The organism is Streptomyces sp. NPDC101490, assembly GCF_044767145.1.
Classification (GTDB): domain Bacteria; phylum Actinomycetota; class Actinomycetes; order Streptomycetales; family Streptomycetaceae; genus Streptomyces.
Genome location: NZ_JBIWNI010000025.1, coordinates 17,697 through 39,430, shown reverse-complemented (window position 1 = coordinate 39,430; position 21,734 = coordinate 17,697). Strand labels below are relative to the sequence as shown.

Genomic DNA, 21,734 nt, shown 5'->3' with positions numbered 1-21,734 from the left:
GGCCAAGAAAGGCCGAAAGACGGCGCAGGTGGGTGACGGGGGCGGCGAAAGGTCGCCACCCGGACAACGGGAGCGGGAGGTCACAGGGCCGATGGAGGGACGGGAGAAGGTCGTCCCGACGACAGCAGACGAGAGAAGAGCCGTCCGGACGGCAGAAAGCCCAGGGATAGCCGTCCGGACGGCAGAAGGCCCGGGAATGGCCGTCCGGACCGGCGGGGAGCGGGAGGCCGCCCGGATTCCTCCTAGGGCGTGTTTCAAAAGTGGCGTCGTCTGCCCGGAGGGCAGGCCTGGCGGCGTCTGGTGCGTGCGATCGCAAGGCGGAGGGTCGCCCCGATACTGGTGGTATCGGGGTGATCCCGACAACGCGGCGAGCGTGCGTGCCAGACGCCGCCAGGCAGGCGGGACTTTCGAAACACGCCCTAGTCGCCGCCTCCTCCCCCGCCGTCCCCGCCACCGCCGCCGTCCGAGCCACCGCCGGAGTTCCCGGCGTCACCGCCGTCCGAGCCCCAGCCGTCGCCGCCGCCCGCCTCGCAGTCCTCGCCGCCGGTACCGAGGTTGCTGTACCAGGAACAGTCCCAGTCGGAGTCGGTGACGACCGCTTCCGCGCCGTCCCTCGTCCGCCGTCGGGCCGGGAACCGGGCCAGGCCCGTGGTGTCCCCGAGCCCGAACGCGACGGAGAAGAACTGCGCCATGACGGCGTCCTGCGGCTCGTCGCTCTCGTACCGGACGGGTCCGAGCGGCAGGAGCACCGTGTCCTGCCCGGCCGCCCGGCGTCGGGCGGGGCGGCTCAGAAGGGCGACGTGGTGCTCGTCGCGCAGCAGCCACGAGCTGGTCGCGCTCCCCCGCCGCAGCGACCACCGCTGTCCGGGCAGCGTCACCTCCACCGAACTCCTCGACCTCCGCATCCTCTTGTGGAGTTCGAGGCCGGCCGTGACGTCCCCGACGGTCAGGCTCAGCCCCCTGGAAGGCTCGGCCGCATCGGGCCGGAAGCCGTACGGTGCCCGCATCCGTACGACGGGGGCGTGCGGCCCCCACACGTCGACGCGCACCAGACGCCGGTCCACCGCCACGGTCACCGGTCCGGCCGGTCCTCCGGCGAGGCGCCGTGCCATCCAGAGGGGCACGCCTTCGGCCGCCGCCCGGTCCGCGAGCGCCGCCACCCCGGCCGGACCTCCGCTCAGCCGCACCGCAAGCTCGCCCAGTTCACGGGCGAACGCGGCGGCGTCACGCACCTTCACCGCCGTGGCCGTCCCGGTCACCCGGGTGACCGGGACGACACCGGGCCCTTCCGGCAGCCGGTCCAGGGTCCGTTCCGAACCGCCGCCGCCGAGCCATCGCCCACGCAGGTACGCCTCCGCCATCGCCCCCAGGTTCAGCACGTCCAGCGGCGTGCTGGTGCCGCCCCTGCGCAGCCGGTCCCCGGTCAGTTCGACCGTCCGCGCGAACGGATTGCGCGACCGTTCGCCGTAGAGCACCCCGCTCATCGTCCCCGCCCCCGCCCCGGCAGGTCCGCTACTTGCTGACCGCGAAGCGCATCAGGGCGTGCTCGTCGCCCTGCTTGATCTTCCCGGTGGTGTTGATCACTTCGAGCTTCCAGCCGCCGCCCACCCGCAGCGCCTTGGCCACGGCGCAGCCGTTGTCCTGGGTGAGCAGGCTGGGCCAGATGTCGGCGACCTGCTGGGAGCTGCCGCCGGTGGCGTCGTACACCTTGAAGCTGATGTTGCGCGCCTTCTGGAAGGAGCTGCCCTTCTTGTAGGCGGCGGCGACGAAGACGATGGCGGTGATGTGTGCGGGAAGGCGGTCGAACTCGACGGTCACGGTCTCGTCGTCGCCGTCGCCGTGGCCGGTCTGGTTGTCGCCGCTGTGGACCAGCGCGCCGTTCCCCATCGGGTCGAGGGAGTCGAGCCCGGCGAGCCGCACGGGGTCGCCGCCCTGCATGGCGACGGCTATCAGGTCGAGGTCGGTGCCGGTCTTGCGGCGCAGCCGGCCCAGTACGCCGCCGCTGCTGCCCGCCGTGGGGTCCCAGGACACCCCGATGGACAGCCGGGTCACCCCGTCCAGGTCCGCGGGTCCGTCTTCCTTGGTCAGCGTGATCATCTGCGTGCCTTCCTTCTGCCGGGGTTTCGCCGGGATGCCGTCGGGGCTTCCCCGGGGCTTCTTCCCACGCAGAGTGTGCCCGGAGCCCCTGTGGTTCCCTCCGGGGGGTCCGGGCACCGGACACGCGGGGGCGCCCGCCCCGGCCTCCTCGCCGGGACGGGCACTCCTCGTACGGTCAGGGCAGCAGGTAACCGAGCGTGCCGCCGTGGATCTGGCCCTCACAATTGGTCTGGTGGGACTCGAAGATCTGGCGGTTCTCGTTGCGCAGGCACCTGAGCAGCGGCAACGTGGAGACGCCCGGCGGCGGGCTGGTGTGGAGCCAGCCGAGGCGGGTCACGTACGCCTGGCCCTCGCAGTTGACGTCCGTGCTGGTGAAGTGGTCACCGCGCACCTGGCAGAGGTAGAGCGGCGTGGTGCCCGGGGCGGCCGAGGTGTGGAGGGTGCCCAGCGGGCCCTGGAGCTGGTAGCCGACGGGGGCGTCCCAGGGGGTGCTGAGGGTGTCCGAGGACTTGTGGTAGCGGTACAGGACGAAGGTCGGCGAGGTGACGTTCGGTTCGCCGGTGCACAGGTACTCGATGTGGACCTGGACGTAGCCGTTGGGCAGCGTGTTGACCACGGTCGGGCCTGCGGCGACGCGGCACTCCGACGGGTCGAAGCCACGGGCGGCCGCGGCATCCAGGCCGGTGGCGCGGGCGGACTGCTCGGCCACGTTCCGCGGGCCGCTGCCGAAGCCCTTGATGTACAGCTTCACGGGTCCCACGGCGGAGACGGCCGCCGGGGCCGCGGGCGGCGCGGCGGCGGGCGCTGCCGACGCGGAGGCGCCGAACAGGGTGGTGGCGAGCGTGGCGGCGAAGGCGGTGGCGAGGACGGCGGAGCGTCCGGCGACCTGGCGTAAGAACTTCAAGGGCGTCCCTCGGTCGGGTGCTTGGATGGCCGGAGCGGACGACGGAGGCACTCTTGCGTATCGTGTGCTTCTGCTTGTCGTCTGCGACAGAGCCATCCCTACCAGGCACCGCCTCGGCCGTTCGGGCGTGTCGCGCGGTACGTCCGGTTCCGGGACGGTGCTGACCGGTGGCGCCCTCTTGACGGTGCGTCGGCCGCGTCGGGACCGTGCGCCCCTCCGGGAACCTCCTGGTCAGCGAGTGGCGGGGGCGGTCGTACCGGACTCGTCGTGCTCGTAGTGCTCGTCCGAGCCGGTCGTCACCGTGCTGGACGTGACATGGCCCGCGAGCCCGAGCAGCAGGAAGAGCCACACCAGTGCCTTCGCGGCCGTGCCCAGGACGAGCGGCCGGGTGCCGGACGCGGGCCGCTCCGCGAGCGGACCGGGCACGTCGCCCAGGATGCCCTTCGGGTACACGGGCGTCAGCATCATGGCGTACGCGGAGAAGCGCATCCGGTAGCGGACCACGGCCGCCGTGGCGCCGTAGACCGGCTCGGGCAGACGGCCCAGGGCGATGCCGATCAGCCAGAACACCCAGCCGATCGCGAACCAGCCGGTCTGGGCGAGGTTGCTGACGATCGCCGCCGGGATCATCAGGAAGAGCCGGAAGAGCACCGCGAGCCGGTTGAGCGGCGTGGCCCGCAGTTCGATCTGGACCGGATGGTCGGGGGCTTCGAAGGCGAACGGCGGATAGCGGTCCACCAGCAGGAAGGCACTCGCCGTGACCCGCGTCTGGTAGACGAGGACCGCCCCGAGGAACGAGGCGATCGGCTCGGGCAGCCTGCCCAGGACCAGGGCCGCGAACCAGCCCGCGATCGTCACGAAGAACGCAAGGAAGGACAGCACCACCACGACGACGAACTGCGGCAGGAGCAGCAGCCAACGCAGCAGGACCGTCCAGCGCCGCTGCGGTCCCGGTGGGGGCACGTCGAGGACCGGCCGCCATTCACCACCCTCGACGTCGTCCGAGGGGCGGGGTTCCCAACCGGTCGCCATGGGCGTCTCCGTCTCCTCCGGGGCGTCGAGGTCCCTTCGATGGTGACCCGGCCCGGCGGAGCCCGCACCAGGACGGCGGCCACCGGGGGAAACCGGGTGCCCTTCCCACCCCCGAGGGGGAAGGGCACCCGGGGACCGGGGGGGATGTCCGGGTACGGGGCCGGACGGGAGCCGGATCGGGCCGGACGGTGTGGGGGACCCGTGCGGGGCCGGACAGGTCCGGTCGGGACCGGGTCCGGTCGGGTCGGGTCGGGTCAGGTAGGACGGGGTCGGCCCGGCGCGAACCCAGGGACCGGCTCGTGCCGGGCGCGGCCTCCCTCACGACTCGGCTCCGGCACGGCCCGCCTCCGGCACGGCTCCCTCGTCGCCCCCGGACCTCCCCGGACCTCCCCGACGTGGCTCCGGCGCGGCTCCCGGGCCGCGCCGGGACCGGTCAGCGCCCGCCCGGCCGGGTGAACTCCTCGATCAGGACCGGGTACTGCTCGCCGCCGTGCCCGGCGGCGATCGCGCGGTCGGCCATCGCCTTGAGTAGCTTGGGCAGTTCCGCGTCGACGCCGAGCGCCTCGCTCTCCTCGATCAGATGGGCCATGGCCCGCGCGTCGGTCTCCAGCGCCGACACCTCGGCGGTGAAGGTGCCGCTGTCGATCTGCTCGGCGTACCCGGGCAGCCAGTCGGCCACGCCCGCCGCGATCCGCCGGGCGAAGGGCGCGTAGGTCGCGGCGTCCACGCCGGCCGTCCGGAGGAGGGCGGTGCCCTGCAGCCAGGCGTTCAGGACGCTCCACATCATGGTGAGACCGGCCGCGTCGTAGAGCGACGCGAGCCCCGGGTCGTCGCCGAGGTGGGTGACCGTGCCGAGGGCGGCGAGGGTCGGCTCATGGGCGGCGAAGAGATCCACGGGGCCGCTGTGCAGGATCGTCGCCTCCGGGGTGCCGATCGAGGACGGAACGGCCATGACGGCGCCGTCCAGGTACCGGGCGCCGCGCTCCTCGGCCCAGCGTGCGGTCTCCCGGGCCTGCGCCGAGGAACCGGAGCCGAGGTTGATCAGGGTGGTGCCGCGCAGGTCGACGCCCTCCGCGCCGAGCACCTCGTGGACGGCGCGGTAGTCGGTGAGGCAGAGGATCGTGAGGGTGTCCGGCCGGATCGCGTCGGCCGGGGTGGGTGCGAGCCGGGCTCCCCCGGCGACGAGGGAGGCGGCCTTGGAGTCCGTACGGTTCCAGACGGTGGTGGGGTGTCCGGCCTTCAGGAAGGCACCGGCGAGGGAACGGCCCATCAGGCCGAGGCCGAGGACGGTGACGGAGGAAGTGGTTCGGTCGGTCATGACAGCATCGTGAACGTTGATACCGGTATGAAGGTCAAGCGAGGGATGTCATGAGGATCGGGGAACTCAGTCGCCGGACGGGCGTTCACACCCACCAGTTGCGCTATTACGAGGCCCAGGGCCTCCTGGAGGCCGAGCGCGGGGCCAACGGCTACCGCGCCTACGACGAGAGCGCCGTCCTGCGGGTACGGCAGATCCGGCATCTGCTCGGCGCCGGGCTGTCCTCCGAGGACATCGCCTACCTGCTGCCCTGTGCCGTGGGGGAGGTGCCCGAACTGGTCGGCTGTCCCGACCTGCTGGCGGCGATGCGGTCACGACTGCGGCGACTGGACGAGCAGGCGGAGCGGATCACCCGGTCCCGGGAGGCCCTGAGCGTCTACATCGACGCGGCCGAGCGCATGGGGGCGGAGGCCTATCCGCCCTTCGAAGGGTCGACGCTGGAGGCCACTTCCGCCTGACCGCGCGGACGCCGGAGTCCGTATCAGCCGGGCGGCCGGGGAGCACGCGTGCGCCGGACGGCCGGGCGGAGCCGCCGTTCTCCTGACGGCCGAGGAGAAGAGCCCGCGTTCGCCGGACGGCCGAAGGGGAGAGAGCCCGTGTTCGCCCGACGGCCATGGCAGAGAGCCCGCGTTCGCCTGAAGGCCACGGCAGGGAGCCCGCGTTCGTCTGACGGTGAGAACCGGCGGGGCAGGCGGGAGCGGAGGCGCCGGAGAACGGACCGGGTGCGCCCGGAGAGACGACCGTTCGGACCCCGGGCCACGTCCTCACGGCGGGGCGGGCGGGGACGGGCCCGAGGCCCCCTCCCCGGGCCGTCCCGTGCCCTCCTGTGGTGACCGTCACGGCGGCCCGGCCCTCCGATGGCCGGAACCCGTACGGTCCGCCACGCGTCCGATTCCGGATCGATCGTCCGGTGCGGTTCCGGCATCCGCCCCACCCTGTGTTGGCGCGATCGATGTTCCTCCGAGATGCACTGTTCACCCTGGTCACAGCCGGATGTGCGGTCAGGCAGCGGCGTCCGTGACGCTCACGACGGACGAACCACCCTCCGGTCCAAGCCACTTGGGGCCGCAAGAGCTTTCGGCGCACGAGCGGAAAGTAGCCATTCTCCTCATCGGAAGCGCGCCACCGTCCAGGCTTCCGGAAGCCCTGCCGTACGCACCAGTAGGTACCCGCGTCGGGGGCTGGAAGTGTCATGACCTCGCCATCCTTCCCCTCCGGGCCCCCTTCCGCCCCACGGAGTGGCACGCTCCACCCCGGCCCGTCAACCACACGGGGCCGGTTGGCCGGAAGGTTCCCGGCCCCGTCCCCTCGGCGCCCGGCCGCCTGTACCTTCCTCCTGACCCCGCCGCCGACCCGGGTCACGCCCGCTCGCTCCCCCTCGTTCAGGCCGCCCCCACGGCCTCAGCCGCTCAGCGCTTCCCCCTTTCTCCTCCGCCCTCCCACGGTGGTTCGCCATGCCCGCTGCACCCTCCCCGCCCCCACCCCACAGACCGGGGGCAACCGTGCGTTTCCAGCTGCTCGGACCGCTCAGCATCACCGATGGGCGGGCTGTCGCGGTGCTCCCGCCGTCCAAGCCCACGGCGCTGCTCGCCGCCCTGCTCGTCCGCCCCGGTTCCATCGTCTCCGCCGAGCGGCTGCGCGGTTTCGTCTGGGGCGAGGAGCACCCGCCGACCGCCAAGACCGCGCTCCAGAGCTGTGTGCTGCGGCTGCGGCGGCTGTTCGCCAAGTACGGCATCGAGAACCAGGCCGTGGTCGCGGTGGCGGGCGGGTACCGCATCGACGCCGACGCCGACACCCTGGACCTGCTCCACTTCCGCCGCCTCGTCGGGGGCGCCGCCGCGTCGGACGCCGGGGCCGAACTGTTCGCGCTGCGGACCGCGCTCGGGCTCTGGCAGGGAGCGCTCCTGTCGAACGTCCCCTCCGAACTGCTCCACCGCGACGAGGTACCCCGCCTGGCGGAGGAACGGCTGCGGGTCCTGGAGCGCGTCTGCGACATCGAGCTGGAGCACGACCGGAACCGGGAAGCACTCGTTGATCTTTGGGAGGTTACGCGCGTATACCCGGCCCACGAGCGGTTCGCCGAGCAGTTGATGGTCGCCCTCTACCGGACCGGCCGGCAGACCGAGGCCCTGGCCGAGTACCGCAGGATCAAGGGCCAGCTGCGGGAGCGGCTCGGCGTGGACCCCCGGGCCGCGCTCCAGCGCCTGGAGATGTCGATCCTGCGCGGCGAGGACCTCGGCCCCCTGGACGCGGAACGCGGTCCACTGACGCTCGCCCCGCCACGGAAGACGGCCCCGCCGAGCCCCTCGCCGCACAGCTCGTCGGCGGTCGAGGCGACAGGCTCGACGGGTTCGACGCACCCGACAGGCTCCACGGACTCGGCGGACTCGGCGGACTCGACCGGCCGGTGGACCGGCCCCCCACCGATCCGCTCCTCGAACACCTCGGCACCGCCTTCGATGCGCCTCACGGACCAGCTCACGGCCCCACCCTCGCCCTGTCCGCCGTCTCCTCCGCCGCTCCCCTCACAGCCTCCCGCGTCAGCCCTCGCGTCGGCTCCGACCCTGCCGGCCCCCGGCCCGATCGCCCCGACGGACACCCCCTCACCCCGACCGCCGGACCCGGCATCCGATCCGGTCCCCACCACCTCGACGCCCAGTCCTTTCATGCCTCTCGACGATCAGCCGCCCGCCCCCCACTCCCCCGTCACGGCCACCGCGCGCGGGGAGCACCGCACCGCCCCCCTCCCCACGGTCCCGCACTTCACCGGGCGCGAGGACGAAGTCGCCTCCCTGCTCGCCCTGTTGGAGCCCGCACGGTCGAGCGAGGGCGCCGAGCGCCTCCCGCTCGCCGTTCTGTCCGGCGCCCCCGGCATCGGCAAGACGGCCCTCGCGCTCCACATCGCGCACCGGACGATCCGTCACTTCCATCATGGCTGTGTCCTGTTGAGCCTGACCGGTCCGGACGGAGCCCCGCGCCGGGCGGACGAGGCCGCCGCCGAACTCCGCCGCGCGCTGCCGCAGGGCGCCGACGGGGAACGCGGCCGCGCCCTGCTCGTCCTGGACGACGTCGTCCACCCCGACCAGGTCCGGCCGCTGCTGACCGCCCACGCGGGCGGCGCCTCGCTCGTCACCAGCCGCATGGGACTCGCCGGTCTCGTCGCCACGCACGGCGGCACCGTGCACCGGCTCGACGCCCTGGAGCCCGAGCAGGCGCGGGCGCTGCTCACCGCCGTCCTCGGCCCTGCCAGGTTCGCCGCCGAGCCCACCGCCGCGCGGACCCTCGCGGCCGTCTGCGGACACCACCCGCTCGCCCTGCGCATCGCCGCCGCCCGGCTGCTCACCCGCCCCCGGATGCGCGCCGGCGACTACGCGGAATGGCTGCGGCACGACCCCGTCGGACGGCTCAGCCTCACCGACGACGCCCGGATGTCCGTACCGAAGCGCTTCGACGAGGCCCTCGGTCGGCTGTCCCCGGGGCTCGCCGAGGCCCATCTGCGTCTCGCCGCCTCGCCGTACGAACCGCTCACCGCCGCCCTGAGCGCGGAGGCTCTCGGCCTCCCGGTGGACAGGGCGGAGGAGGTCGTCGAGCGGCTGCTCGACGCCGGGTTCCTGGAGGAGGGCCAGCCCGGCGCCTTCTGGACGCACGAGCTGTTACGGGCCCACGCGCGCAGGACGGCGGGCACCGCCTCCGGGCACGTACCGGCCCTGCTCCGCCCACCCCGGTACGGCGAACTCCCGTCGGCGGAACGGCCGGAGGCCGCCCGCGCCACGGCGACCACTGCCTGAGGCCCCGTCGTCCCCGTACCCGCCGTCCGGCCCGGCGGCACCGACCCGCCCGCACCGCACCAGCCCGCCCGTCGCCCCGGGCTCCCCACCGCCGCCCCAACGAGAGGTGTGACGCACGCATGACCGCAACGCCCTACGCGGAGATCGCCGGAACCCGGCCCCGGGTCCGTCGGGACGTCCTGTTCACCCAGACCCCCGACGGGGTGATCTTCCACAACGCCGACGGCGGCTTCCAGCTCACCGCCAGGTCCGGCTACCGCTTCGCCACGCTCCTGGTGCCGTACCTGGACGGCACCAGGAGCGTCGAGGAGATCTGCCGGGGCTTCGGCGAGGCCCAGAAGGCGATGGTGGGCGAGCTGGTCAAAGCGCTCTACGCGCGGGGATTCGCCCGCCCCGTGCCCGCGCCGGAGGAGGGGCCCGCCGTCCCCGCCAACCCGCCCGCCGTGGCCGCCCGGTTCGCCCCGCAGATCGGCTACGTCGACCACTACGCGGACGGCGCCGAGGCCCGCTTCGCCCGGTTCCGGGGAACCCGGGTCGCCGTGCTCGGCGACGGTCCGACCGCCCGCTGGTGCGTGCTCTCCCTGATCCGGAACGGCTGCGCCGCGATCGGTGTCGAGCCCGCCTTCGCGGACGGCACCGGAGGCGTCGCGCCCGGGGAGTTCGCGGCCGTCCACGCGGAGGCCGCCGCCCTCGCGGAGGAGGGGTGCCCCGTCGAACTCGCCGTCCTGGAAGGGCCGGTGAAGGAGCCGGGGCGAGGAGGCTGGGCGTCCTTCGACGGGTACGACGTGGTCGTGGCCGCCGCCGGGGACGACGTACCCGAACGGGTGCTGCCGCTGCTGCGGGAGGGCGTTCCGGAGGGCCGTGTCCTCCTCCCCGCGTGGACGTTCGGGGGGCTCGCCGTCATCGGTCCCACCATGGCCTCCGGCACGTCCTCCTGCTGGGTGTGCGCGGCCCTGCGGCTCGGCGCGTCCGCCGGTACGGCCGCCGGGGACGCGGCCGAGCTGTGGAGCGGTCTGGCGCTCGGCACCGGCACCCCCGGCGACCGGCCCTCGGGACCGCTCGCGGCGATGCTCGGGAACCAGTTGGGGTACGAGGTGTTCCGGCTGGTCACCGGGGCGCTCCCGGACGAGAGCCGGGACCGGGTGCTCGTCCAGTCCACGGCCAGCTTCGACGTCGCTTCGGAGCCGCTGCTCGCGCATCCCCGGTGCCCGTTCTGCTCCTCGCCCGCCGAACCGCCCGAGCCGGTCGACCTGACGGCGGCACCGGCGCGCCCCGCGTTCCTGCCGACGGTCGCCACCGCCCCCGACGACGAGGCCGCGCGGGGGCCGCTCGCCGCGCTGGAACGGCGTTCGGCGCTCGTCCGGCCGTTCACCGGGGTGTTCCGGGAGTACGCCGACGAACCGCTGACGCAGACGCCCCTGAAGGTGGGTTCGGTCGTCCTCGGGCTCGGCGCGCGGGGCACCCGTACCGTCACCGCCTTCGACGTGCACCACACGGCGGGCGCCCGACTGCGGGCGCTGGACGCGGCGGCGACGGTCTACGCCGAGCACGTGGTCCCGTCCGCCGTTCCGGCGGAGCGGTCGGCCGCTCTCCCGGCGGTGAACCCGGACCTGCTCACCGTCGCGTCCGGTACGGGCGGCTCCGGCGGGGAGCCCGTCTGGACCCTCGCGACCTCGCTGATCACCAAGGAGGTCGTACGGGTGCCCTCGGGCGCCGTCCGTCCCTTCGGCCGGGACAACGCCGACCGGCGCTTCGAGCCCACGCGTGCGGGGGCCGGGGCCGGGGAGGACCTGCCGGGGGCATCGGCGGCGGGACTGCTGTCGGCACTCTCCCATGACGCGCTGCGCCGGGCCGTCGCGGGCGGCGGGATCGTCGCCGTACTCACGGCGGACGCCTTCGGCGAGGACCCGGAGATGACGTTCCTGCTGCGTTCGGCCGCGCTGCTGGACCTTCCGGTCGAACTGCTCGACCTCGGCGAACGGGCTCACTCCGGCGTGTCCGTGATCCTGGCCAGAACCAACAGCCCTGCCGCAGGCGACGGTTGGGCCGTCGGGGCGGCGCTGGACACGGCCTCGGCCGCCGTCGACGCGGTGCGGGACCTCCTGGGCCGGGCCCAGTTCGCCGCCGAGGAGGACGGCGGCGTCGCCGACGAGGGCGACCCGCTGATGCGGGACCTCGACGCCTCGCTGATACGGATCTCCCCGGACACGGACACGGACACGGTGGCGGCGGGCGCGCCGCCGGAGTGGGCCGATGTCCTGGAGCGCCTCGCGGCCACCGGCCGGGACGCGCTGGTCGTCCCGACGCACGCCGCCGACCTGCCGGGCGCGGGCATCCACACCGTGCGGGTGCTGCTCACCCGGGCGGCGGCCCGATGAGAACCGAACCGTCGACGGCATCGGGGAGCGGTCCGGCGGACGTACCGGACGCCCTGGCGGCCCCGCCTCGGACGGCCGTACCGGACGCCGTGCCGAAGCGCGTGCCGCCCCGGCCGGTCCGGTGCCACGACGTCTTCGCGGACGAACTGCGGGCGGCGTTGCGGGCGTGGGAGTCCGGGGGTGTGCCGCTGCCCGAGGTGGTGGTCGGTGCCCTCGGTACGGGTGACGCGTACGCCGGGGCGGTGCCGTCCGAGGGGCGGCTGCCCGTGCACCTCTACGGGCGTCAACTGCTCGTCGGCCCCTGGCCGTCCTCCGGGCGGGGGCGCGGCTGCGCGACCTGTCTGGCCCGGCGCTGGCAGGGCGTCCGCTCGGTGCCGCTGCGCGACGGTCTCGAACGCGGTGCGGGGACCCGGCGGGCGGGCGACTGGCCGTACGGCGTGCCCTTCGCCGCGACCGCCGTGGCCGCCCTGGTGGCGGGGCTCGCGGCGGCGGGCCCGGCGCCGGGCCCGTACCCCCGGGTCCATCTGCTCGACCTGGACGCGGGGACCGTACGGAGCCATCCGCTGGTGCCCGATCCGGAGTGCCCGTCCTGCGGGGTGCCGGAGGCCGACACCGCCGGGGGCGCGGCCCTGGAGCTGCGGCCCGCGCCCAAGTACCGGGAGGGGGTCTTCCGGGTCCGCCGGATCGAGGAGTACGGGCTGCCGGTGGACGCCTTCGCCAATCCGCACTGGGGGGCGATCGGTTCCTCGGTGGTGTGCGACGTGGCGTCCACCACCACGTCGGCAACCGTCGGCTGCTTCTCGTCGCGCTCCGGGGAGTATCTGCGCGAGACGTTCTGGGGCGGTCACGCCGACACCTTCGCGCGCAGCCAGCGCGTCGGGGTGCTCGAAGGGCTCGAACGGTACGCGGGGATGCGGGCCAGGACCCGGACGGCGCGGCTGACGGCCTCGCTGGACGAGCTGGGCCCGGCGGCCGTGGACCCGCGGGTGACCGGCCTGTACGCGGAGGAGTTCCACCGCGACAACCCCCGGGTGCGGCCGTTCGCCCCCGACCGGCGCATCCCCTGGGTGTGGGGCTGGTCGTTGCGCGACGGCGCCCCCCGGGCGGTGCCCGAGGTCCTGGCGTACTACCACGCGCCCGGTCTTGAGCACCGGTTCGTACAGGAGAGTTCCAACGGCTGTGCTTCGGGGGGCAGTACGGAGGAGGCCGTCTACTTCGGCCTGATGGAGGTCGTCGAGCGGGACGCCTTCCTGCTCGCCTGGTACGGGCGGGTCCCGCTGCGGGAGATCGACCCGTCGACCAGCGTCCGGGCGGGCACCCGGCACATGGTGGACCGGCTCGCGATGTACGGCTACCGGGCCCGGCTCTTCGACGCCCGGCACGATCTGCCGGTGCCGGTCGTCACCGCCTGCGCCGAGCGGGTCGACGGCGGGGTGGGCCGGATGTGCTTCGGCGCGGGAGCGGGGCTCGACCCCGAGTCGGCGCTCGACGCGGCGCTGTGCGAGATCGCCACCGACTCCGTGAACCTGGTCGGCAGGACCCGGCGCGACGAGGTCCGGCTGCGGGCCATGGCCGACGACTTCTCGCTGGTGACCACCCTTCACGACCATCCGCTGATGTACGGCGTCCCCGAGACGGGCCGTCACGCCGACTTCCTGCTGCGGCAGCCGGAGCCCGCCCCGCCGCTGGCCGTCGCCGAACTGGCGCGGTCGCGCGCGGCGGGTCCCGGCGGTCCGGCCGTGGGGGCGTCCGCCGTCTCCCCGGACGTGCGCGAGGACCTGCTGTGGGCGGTGGGCGCGGTGGCGGACGCCGGTTTCGACGTGGTGGTGGTCGACCAGACGCTGCCGGAGCAGCGGGCCGTGGGGCTGCACACCGTGAAGGTGCTGGTGCCCGGTCTGCTGCCGATCGACTTCGGCTGGTCCCGGCAGCGGGCCCGGCACATGCCCCGGATGCGCGGGGCGCTGGCCGGCTCGGGGCTCAATCCCGCGCCCCACCCCTTCCCGTAGCCCTCTCCCGCCGTGCGGTTCCCGTGCCCCGCACGGCTCGCCCGTCCGGTGCGCCGCCCGTTCCGCCCGCCGTCCGAAAGGAGGCCGACCCCGATGGGGTTCGCCCATGAGTACGCCGACGCCGTCCTGTACCGGGGCCGCGTTCCGATGGAGCCCGCCGACTTCGTCCCCGACTGGCCCGACGGGCCGCGCCGGGGGAAGTTCTATCCCGACGCGGAGCCGTACGCGCTCCCCGACGGCGACGGCCTCGCCGACGCACCGGCCCGGCTCGGCCTGCTGCCCGCGCCCGGCGGCCCCACCGGGTCCGGCGGGTCCGGCTTCACCCTGCCGCTGCTGTCCGCGATGCTCAAGGACTCGTACGGGCTCACCGGGCGCCGTCTGGGTGTCCAGGCCAACAGCGACCTGTCGGGGCTGCCGCTCTACCCGCACGCCAACTGGTCGCGCGGCACGGCGGGTGGCGGCGGCCTCTATCCGGTTTCGGTCCACTGGGTGTCCGGGCCCTCCGGACCGCTCACCCCGGGTGTCCACCACTACGACGTGCACCGGCACGCCGTGCGACGGCTGCTGACCGGCGATGTGACGGACCGGGTCCGGGAGGCGCTGGGCACGGACGCGCCCGCCGGGGCCCTGGGCACCGACCAGTACCTGCTGCTCGGGGTGAAGTACTGGCAGACCGCGTTCAAGTACAACAGTTTCGGCTACCACGTGGTCTGCACCGATGTGGGCACCCTGGTGCAGACCTGGCGGGTCTGGGCCGCCGCCCACGGGCTCCTGGTCGCGCCCCTCCTGTGGTTCGACGAGCCCCGACTGAACGGGCTGCTCGGCGCCGACGGCGAGGAGGAGAGCGTCTTCGCGGTCGTCCCGCTACGCTGGGAGGGCGGCGCCGCGCGTGCGGATACTCCCGGTGCGGCCGGACGCGCGCCGGGCCCCGGTGGGGCCGGGTACGCGGTCCCTCCCGGTGGGGCCGGTCACGGCGGGACCGCCTCCGGTCGCACCGGCCCCGGCCCCGATCCCGCCGTGCGGCACCGGGACGTCGAGCGGTCCCGTACCGTCGTCCGGTTCCCCACCGTCCTCGCGATGCACGCGGCGACGGTGGCCGGGGCCACCGACCGGCCCGCGCCGGGGGCCCTCAACGCCTCGGCGGCGCGGCCGGTCCCCGGGGGCGGCACCCGGATCGCCCTGCCCGCGCCCGAGCTGCCGGAGGTGCCGGTGCGGCGGGTGCTGCGGAACCGGCGCAGCAGCTTCGGGCGGTTCGACGCCGCCGTCCCGGTCACCCCCGGGCAGTTGTCGACGGTGCTCGCGGCCTGCGCGGCGACCTCTCTCGGCGGGGACGCGGCCCCCGAGGGCACCCCGCGCCAGGTCCGGCTCTACGCCTTCGTCAACCACGTCGAGGACATCGCCCCCGGGGCGTACGTCCACGACGCCGACACGGGCGAACTGTCCCTGGTCGTCCCCGGCCCGCAGGGGCGCTTCCTCCAGGAGAACTACTTCCTGGCCAACTACAACCTGGAGCAGGCGGGCGCGGTCCTGGTGCCGACGGTCCGCACGGCGGCCGTCCTGGACGCGGTCGGCGACCGGGGCTACCGGCTGGCCGTCGGTACGGCGGGCGCGGTGGCGCAGACCTTCTACCTGACGGCGTCCGCCCTCGGCCTGGGCGCGGGAGTGGCCCTCGGCTTCGACAACGTGTCGTTCGTCGAGCGGCTGGACCTCGCGGGCACCGAGGAGGCGCCGCTGCTCATCATGCCGCTCGGCAACGAGCGGCCCGGTCCTGCCGACTTCCGCCACGAGATCGCCTGAGGTGAGACCGCGATGACACGTCCGACCACCGGCACGGCCGCCCGCCGACCCGTCACTTGGGAGGTGGGCCGCCGTTTCCTGCTCCGGGCCGCCGGGCTCCCCGTGGAGACCGTGCGCGGGCTTCGCTGCCCCCTCACCCGTGCCTGGGCCGACGAGGTGCTCGCCCGGGAGGAGCGGCTGGCCGCCGAGGGCGCCGCCGTCAGCGACCTGCTGCACGGTCTGCTCGGGGCGGCCGACGCCACGGGCGACGAGGCCCGGCGGGCGCTCCTCGCCCTGCGCCGCCGCGTCTTCAACAACCGGGCGCCCGCCGACCCGGGGGCGGCCGTGCGCCTGGTCACCGGGCTCGACGCGGCGGCGGGCGGGCGGCTCGCCGCCTGGCTGGACGACCGGGAGCGGTACGGCGTCCTGCTCGACGCGGGTCCCGCACTGCTGGCCGGGGAACTGGCGACGGCCCGGGGCGCGCTGCGCGCCGCGCTGTCCCGCGAGGAGGTCCGACGCGGTCTGCTCCTGGCGTCACCGACGCTGGACAGCAGGCTCGACGGGTACCTGACGGCGGGCGCGGGCGTCGGTACGGCGTCCGGCGCGGGCGTGGGAGCGGGCTCCGGTGCCGGTGGTGGTGCTGGTGCCGGTGCCGGTGCCGGTGCTGACCACGATCCGGTTTCCGACGGCGGTCCCATACCCACCCCCGACACCGGCTCCGGCACGAGCACCGCCTCCGCCCCCGCCCCCGGCTCCGGCTCCGGCTCCGGCTCGATGTCGAGCGGACGGATGCGGAAGGTCGAGCGGTCGGCGCTCACGTACCTCTACCGCACGGCGTGCAAGACCAGCCCCTTCAGTACGTTCACCCCGGTCGCGTCCGCCGTCTTCGGTACGGTTCCGGACGGCGCCGGGGACGACGGGCCGGGACCGCGTCTCGGCGCGGAGCGGACCGGTCATGTGCGGCTCAACGTGGTCGCGCTGGGCCGGATCGCCGATCTGATCCTGGCCGATCCGGTGCTCCGCCAGGACCTGCCCGTGGTCCTGTCCCCGGGCTGGGGGCGCGACGAGGACCGCGTCCGGTACGTGCGGCAGTGGGTGACGAGCGGCGACGACGACGCCTCCGTGACCTTCGACTCGGTCCGCGACCGGCTGTTCTACCTGCGGAGCAGCGGCACCCTCGAACGGCTGCTCGGGTTCCTGGACGGCTCCCCGGGGCTCCGACACCGCGATCTCGTCGAACGGCTCCGGGCCGAGCACGGCGCCGAGCCCGCCGAGTGCGAGCGGTACGCCGCCGCGCTGCTCCGGGTCGGCATGGTGCAGGTGCCGTGTCTGCGCACCGATGTGCACGCCGCCGATCCGCTGGACGCGTTCCGGCGGGCCCTGCGGGCCCTCGCGGTGCCGTGGGCCGAGGCGGTCGCCGACCGGCTCGGAGGTCCGGCGGCCCGCCTCGCCGCGTACCCGGCCGCCGGGCTCGCCGAGCGGCGCGCCCTGTTGCGGACGCTGCGCTCCGAACTCCTCGACGTGCAGCGGGGGCTGGGCGCCGAGGAGCCGTCACTGCCCCGGACGCTGCTGTACGAGGACGTCGGCGCGGGTGACGGACCGGTCGCCGACGCAGGACTGCTCGCGGGCGGGACGGCGGCGGCGCTGCGCGCGGTCGAGGGCGTGCTGCCGATGTTCGACCTGACGCTCCCGCACCGGGTCTCCCTGCGGGGATTCTTCGTGGCGCGGTACGGGCGGGGCGGGCGCTGCGACGACCTGCTGGGGCTCGTACACGACTTCCACGAGGACTTCTTCGACCAGTACGTGTCCTTCACGGCGAAGCGCTCGGCGTTCGACGCGGACGGCGCGTACGTCCCGGAGGAGAACTGGCTGGGCCAGAGCGCGCTGCGGAGGCTCGACGACGCCCGCCGCCGGTTCGTGGCGGGGATGCGTGAGCTGTGGGACCGTCACGGCATGGAGGAGGAACTACGGCTGCCCGCCGGGCTACTGGCCGACATCGCGGCCGAACTGGAGCCTTTGACGGGAGACTTCACTCCGCTGAGTCATCATCTCCAGGTGGTGCGGCCCCCGTCCGGAGGCGACGGGGCGACCCGGGTGGTCCTCAACCGTTCGTACGGCGGGCTCGCGTTCCCCTTCAGCCGCTTCACCCATGTGTACGACGGGCCCGCCGCGTCCGGGCTGTCGGACGCGCTGCGGGCCGAGCTGCGGGACCGGCAGCCGCCCGGGACGGTGTTCGCGGAGCTGACCGGCGGTCCCGTCACCAGCAACCTCAATCTGCACGGGCGGCTGACCGACCACCGGATCGTGTGTCCGGGCGAGACGGCGGCGGTGCCGCCGGAGGCCCGGATCGACCTGGAGGACCTGTATCTGGAGCACGACGAGGCGGCCGACCGGCTGGTGCTGCGGTCGCGGCGGCTCGGCCGCGAGGTGGTGCCCGTCTACCTCGGCTATCTGGTGCCGGTGGCGCTGCCGGAGATCCCCCGCACGCTGCTGTTGCTCTCGCCGAGCGGGATGGCCCCGGCCGATGTGTGGGGCGGGGTCCCGGCGGGTCCGGCGGCGGACGGGGTGACCCGCCGTCCGCGCGTCGCCCACGGCGACGTCGTGGTCTCCCGCCGGAGCTGGACGGCGGACGCCGCGGTCCTCCCGGTGCGCGGGCCCGGCACGGACGAGGCCGGGTGGTACCTGGGGTGGCGGCGCTGGCAGCGGGCGCACGGGCTGCCCGACCGGGTCTTCGCGACGGTGCTGCGCGGGGGCCGTCGGGCGCTCGGTGCCAAGCCCGTGTACGTGGACTTCGAGAGCCCCCTGTCGCTGACCGCCTTCGAGGCCCTGGTGGACCGCGCGCCGGGCGCCGGGGTCGTCCTGCGCGAGATGCTCCCGGCCGAGGACGCGCTGCACGTGACGTCCGACGAGGGCCGGCACGTGGCCGAACTGGCCGTGGAGACCTTCACCTTCCGCCACCGCACCGAGGACGGCCCCCCATGCCGGAACTGATCGCCCCGCTCCCCTCCCCCGACCTCTCCCGCACCGACGCCGACGCTCCTTCCTCCCTGCCCACGCACACACCCGCGCCCGCCCCTGTTCCGACGGCGCCGGACGGGGCGACCGGACCGGCTGTGGCACGCGACCCGGCCGGGCGGGGTGAGCCGGGTGCGTGGATCGCGCTGCACGTGTTCTACGCCGCCAGCCCCCGGCCGATGCTGGTGGACTGTGTCCGGCCGCTGGTCGCCCGGCTCACCGAAGAGGGCCTGCTGCACGGGTACTTCTTCCTCAACTACTGGCTGGAGGGTCCGCACGTCCGGCTGCGGCTGCGTCCCACGAGCCCGTCGGCCGCACCCGAGGTGCGGCGGCGGGCCGAGGAGGCGCTGGCCGCGTTCCTCCGGGGCAGACCCGCGCTGTACGAGGTCGACTCGGGGTTCCTGAAGGACTTCTACAACGCCCTGTTCGACATCGAGTTCCCCGGCGAGGACCGGGGGCGGTACATGGGCGAGGACGGCCGGATGCGGCTGCGGCCCAACAACAGCTTCAGCGAGGAGCCGTACGCCCCCGAGTACGCGAAGTACGGCGGGCCCGCCGGGGTCGAGCTGGCCGAGTGGCACTTCCGGCACTCCAGCGATCTGGTCGTGGACGCCTTCCGCACGATGAACCTGCATCTGCGCACGGTGCTGCTCGGGACCTCCGCGCAGCTGATGATGGTGATGGCGAGCTGCTTCCTGCCGGAGGAGGACCGGCTCGCCGACTATCTGGACGGCTACTACGCGTTCTGGCACCGGGCGTTCCCCGGAACCGGTTTCATCGGCTCGGCGGAGTACGAGCGGAACTACGCGGAGATGGCGCCCGCGCTCGGCCGCCGGTTCGCCGCCGTGCGGGCGGCGGTGGCCTCGGGGGAGCTGGGGCGGCTGCCGTCGTTCCTGCGGGGCTGGGCGGAGCACTGTCTGGAGCTGCGGTCCCGCGCGGCGGACCTCGCGGTCCGGGGCGAGCTGCTGTTCCCGCCGTACGAGGGGCCCGCCCGCGAGGACACCGGGCAGGTGCGCGCGGAGCCGGTGGACACGGTCCCGCCGGAGCCGCTGACCCATGTGCCCTCGGTGCTGCCCCGACTGCTCTCCCCGTACATGCACATGACCAACAACCGGCTGCATGTGACGATCCGGGACGAGGCCTATCTGTCCTTCGTCCTCGGGCAGGTCCTGCGGGACGGGCGCGGGACGGCGGCGGGCTCGTGACGTCCGCCGCCGCGCGGGCCCACCGTCCGGCCCTGCGGCCCGGGGTCCTGCTGAGCGGGCCGCTGCTGCGCGGCCCCCGGACCGTGCACCTGGTCCGGCACCCGGTGACCGGCGCGGCCTTCGAGGTCGGCGTCAAGGAGCACTTCCTCATGGCCCGGCTCGACGGGACGCGGAACCTGGACGACCTCGCGCCGGTGTACGCGGACCGGTTCGGCCGCCGTCTCGGCGAGGACCACTGGTACCGGCTGCTGGGTCTCCTCGGCACCCGGGGGCTGCTCGCCGGGGCTCCCGACCCGGCGCCGCCCGCGACCGGGCCGAAGCCGCCGAACTCGGTGTGGCGCGGCACCCGGCCGCTGGTCGCGGACGCCGACGCGACCACGGCGCGGCTGCACCGGGTGCTGCGTCCGCTGCTCCGCCCGGCCGTCCAGTACCCGCTGCTCGTCGCCGTCCTGGCGTTCCTTGTGCTGTTCGCCGTACGGGCGCCCGAGCTGATCGACGGGGCGGCCTGGCTGGTCCGGCGGCCCGTCGCGCTCCTGGGCGCGGCCCTGTTCCTCTGGCTGAGCATCACCCTCCACGAACTGGCCCACGGGGTGGCCGCCCAGCACTACGGGGGGCACGTCGCCGAGATCGGAGTGCGCTGGCGGCTCCCGGCCGCCCTGCTGTACTGCACGGTCGACGACTACCTGTTCTTGCCGGGCAGACGGGCCGGACTGGTGATCGCCGGGGCGGGCGCGCACCTCAACATGGTGCTCCTGCTGCCCTTCGCCGTCTGGTGGCTGCTGCTGCCCGCCGGAGCGCCGGAGCGCCCCGCGCTCGCCGGGCTGCTGGTGTTCGGCACCGTGCAGGGGCTGAGCAATCTCGTACCGCTGCCGCCGCTGGACGGGTACCGGATGCTCGGGCAGGTTCTGGGCACCGCCCGGCTGGCCGCCGAGACCAGGACGTATCTGACGGTACGCCGGGGCGGGCGGGGGTCCCCCGCGCTGGCGGCGTATCCGGCGCGGGCCCGGCGGATCCACACGGCGTACGCGATCGGGGCGGCGGCCCTGGTGCTCCTCGTCGTGGCGGGCACCGTCGCCTTCGTCCTCGCCGTGCTCGGCGCCCTCGGCTGACCGGCCACGGACCCCCGCGCGGCTCACGACCCCATCGCTTCCCGACAACGGCGTTTCCCGACCATCACGTTTCCCCACGACCGCGATTCCCGACGACCACGTTCCACGCACCACACGAGTGAGGTACAGGCCATGTCAACCACATCCGCGGCGGGCGGTTCACCGACCGCCGCCGTCCAGGTCCGGGGAGTCTCCAAGCGGTACGGGGACCGACAGGCCGTGGACGACGTCTCCCTGGAGATCCACCGGGGCGAGTTCTTCGGTCTGCTCGGCCCCAACGGCGCGGGCAAGTCCACCCTGATCGAGATCATGGAGGGGCTGCGCAGGGCCGACAGCGGCACGGTCGCCGTCTTCGGGGAGTCCCCCTGGCCGCGCAACACCGGTCTGCTGCCCCGGCTGGGGGTCCAGACGCAGAGTTCGGCGTTCTTCGTGCGGCAGACCGCGCACGAGCACCTGCGGACCGTCGCCGCGCTCTACGGGGCGCCCCCGGCCGCCGTCGACGCCACGCTCGCCTCGGTGGGCCTCACCGAACAGCGCCGCGTCCAGGTGGAGAACCTCTCCGGGGGCCAGCGGCAGCGGCTCGCCATCGCCTCGGCCCTGGTCCACGGGCCCGAGCTGATCTTCCTGGACGAGCCGTCGGCGGCACTCGACCCACAGGCCCGCCGCGCCCTCTGGGAGGTGCTGCGCGGCCTGAAGGCGCGGGGCCGCACGATCGTCCACACCACCCACCACCTCGACGAGGCGGAGGCGCTCTGCGACCGGATCGCGATCCTGGTGGACGGCCGGATCGCGGTGACCGACTCGCCGCACAACCTGGTGGGCGCCTCCCGCGCCCCGAGCCGTCTGCTGCTTCCGCTGGGGCGCCTGGACGAGACGGCGGCGGCGGCCATCGAGGGCGTCGAACGGGTCACCGTGGAGGGCGGTTCGCTCGTCCTGGAGACCCATCAGACCGGGCGGGTCCTCGCCGCCGTCGACCGGCTCACCGGGCTCGACGGCGTCCAGACCAGGACCGCGGGACTGGAGGACGTCTATCTCGACCTGACCGCCCGGCTCGCCGGTTCCGGCCGGTCGGCCCATCCGCACGCCGAGACCACGGAGCCGTGACC

14 protein-coding genes are annotated in these 21,734 nt (G+C 74.5%); 9 read left to right on the top strand and 5 right to left on the bottom strand.

The genetic code is table 11. The annotated features are described in order from the left end of the window. Window positions 1-419: 419 nt before the first annotated feature. The 5 genes from ACIRQY_RS30605 to ACIRQY_RS30585 form a co-directional block, all read right to left on the bottom strand. Window positions 420-1,484: a hypothetical protein gene (locus tag ACIRQY_RS30605; RefSeq protein ID WP_403931086.1), complete on the bottom strand. Its 1,065-nt coding sequence runs from the start codon at window positions 1,482-1,484 to the stop codon at window positions 420-422. Window positions 1,485-1,512: 28 nt separating this feature from the next. Further along, a complete protein-coding gene (locus tag ACIRQY_RS30600) occupies window positions 1,513-2,097 on the bottom strand; it encodes a TerD family protein (protein WP_351784240.1) in 585 nt (194 codons plus the stop codon). A 175-nt stretch (window positions 2,098-2,272) separates the two neighbouring features. Then, window positions 2,273-3,001 (bottom strand): hypothetical protein, encoded by a 729-nt coding sequence (locus tag ACIRQY_RS30595; protein ID WP_403931084.1) that lies wholly within the window; start codon window positions 2,999-3,001, stop codon window positions 2,273-2,275. Window positions 3,002-3,232: 231 nt separating this feature from the next. Further along, window positions 3,233-4,033 carry a DUF4389 domain-containing protein gene (locus ACIRQY_RS30590; protein WP_403931083.1) on the bottom strand — a complete coding sequence of 267 codons (801 nt, stop codon included), beginning with the start codon at window positions 4,031-4,033 and terminating at the stop codon, window positions 3,233-3,235. A gap of 433 nt (window positions 4,034-4,466) precedes the next feature. Then, a complete protein-coding gene (locus ACIRQY_RS30585) occupies window positions 4,467-5,351 on the bottom strand; it encodes an NAD(P)-binding domain-containing protein (protein ID WP_351784234.1) in 885 nt (294 codons plus the stop codon). A 50-nt stretch (window positions 5,352-5,401) separates the two neighbouring features. Here ACIRQY_RS30585 and ACIRQY_RS30580 point away from each other — a divergent pair, with 50 nt between their 5' ends. From ACIRQY_RS30580 to ACIRQY_RS30540, 9 genes are all read left to right on the top strand, one after another. Next, a complete protein-coding gene (locus tag ACIRQY_RS30580) occupies window positions 5,402-5,809 on the top strand; it encodes a MerR family transcriptional regulator (protein WP_403931081.1) in 408 nt (135 codons plus the stop codon). 1,044 nt (window positions 5,810-6,853) lie between these two features. Continuing rightward, complete coding sequence (locus ACIRQY_RS30575) at window positions 6,854-9,139, top strand: BTAD domain-containing putative transcriptional regulator (RefSeq protein ID WP_403931079.1); 2,286 nt, start codon at window positions 6,854-6,856, stop codon at window positions 9,137-9,139. A 119-nt stretch (window positions 9,140-9,258) separates the two neighbouring features. Next, complete coding sequence (locus ACIRQY_RS30570; protein ID WP_403931078.1) at window positions 9,259-11,517, top strand: TOMM precursor leader peptide-binding protein; 2,259 nt, start codon at window positions 9,259-9,261, stop codon at window positions 11,515-11,517. Next, entirely contained in the window at window positions 11,514-13,523 is a 2,010-nt protein-coding gene (locus ACIRQY_RS30565; RefSeq protein ID WP_403931076.1) for a TOMM precursor leader peptide-binding protein, read from the top strand. Before ACIRQY_RS30570 ends, ACIRQY_RS30565 begins: the two co-directional genes overlap by 4 nt. Before the next feature lie 93 nt (window positions 13,524-13,616). Beyond that, window positions 13,617-15,320 (top strand): nitroreductase family protein, encoded by a 1,704-nt coding sequence (locus ACIRQY_RS30560; protein ID WP_403931074.1) that lies wholly within the window; start codon window positions 13,617-13,619, stop codon window positions 15,318-15,320. Between the two features lie 12 nt (window positions 15,321-15,332). Further along, a complete protein-coding gene (locus ACIRQY_RS30555) occupies window positions 15,333-18,290 on the top strand; it encodes a lantibiotic dehydratase (RefSeq protein ID WP_403931072.1) in 2,958 nt (985 codons plus the stop codon). A 203-nt stretch (window positions 18,291-18,493) separates the two neighbouring features. Then, complete coding sequence (locus tag ACIRQY_RS30550; RefSeq protein ID WP_403931163.1) at window positions 18,494-19,519, top strand: lantibiotic dehydratase C-terminal domain-containing protein; 1,026 nt, start codon at window positions 18,494-18,496, stop codon at window positions 19,517-19,519. Continuing rightward, the gene (locus tag ACIRQY_RS30545) at window positions 19,516-20,628 is read left to right on the top strand and encodes a M50 family metallopeptidase (protein WP_351784218.1); all 1,113 of its coding nucleotides are present in this window, start codon (window positions 19,516-19,518) and stop codon (window positions 20,626-20,628) included. The genes ACIRQY_RS30550 and ACIRQY_RS30545 overlap by 4 nt, the downstream gene beginning before the upstream one ends. Window positions 20,629-20,760: 132 nt before the next feature. After that, on the top strand, window positions 20,761-21,732 hold the full coding sequence (locus tag ACIRQY_RS30540) for an ABC transporter ATP-binding protein (protein WP_403931070.1): 972 nt from the start codon (window positions 20,761-20,763) through the stop codon (window positions 21,730-21,732). Window positions 21,733-21,734: the final 2 nt, after the last annotated feature.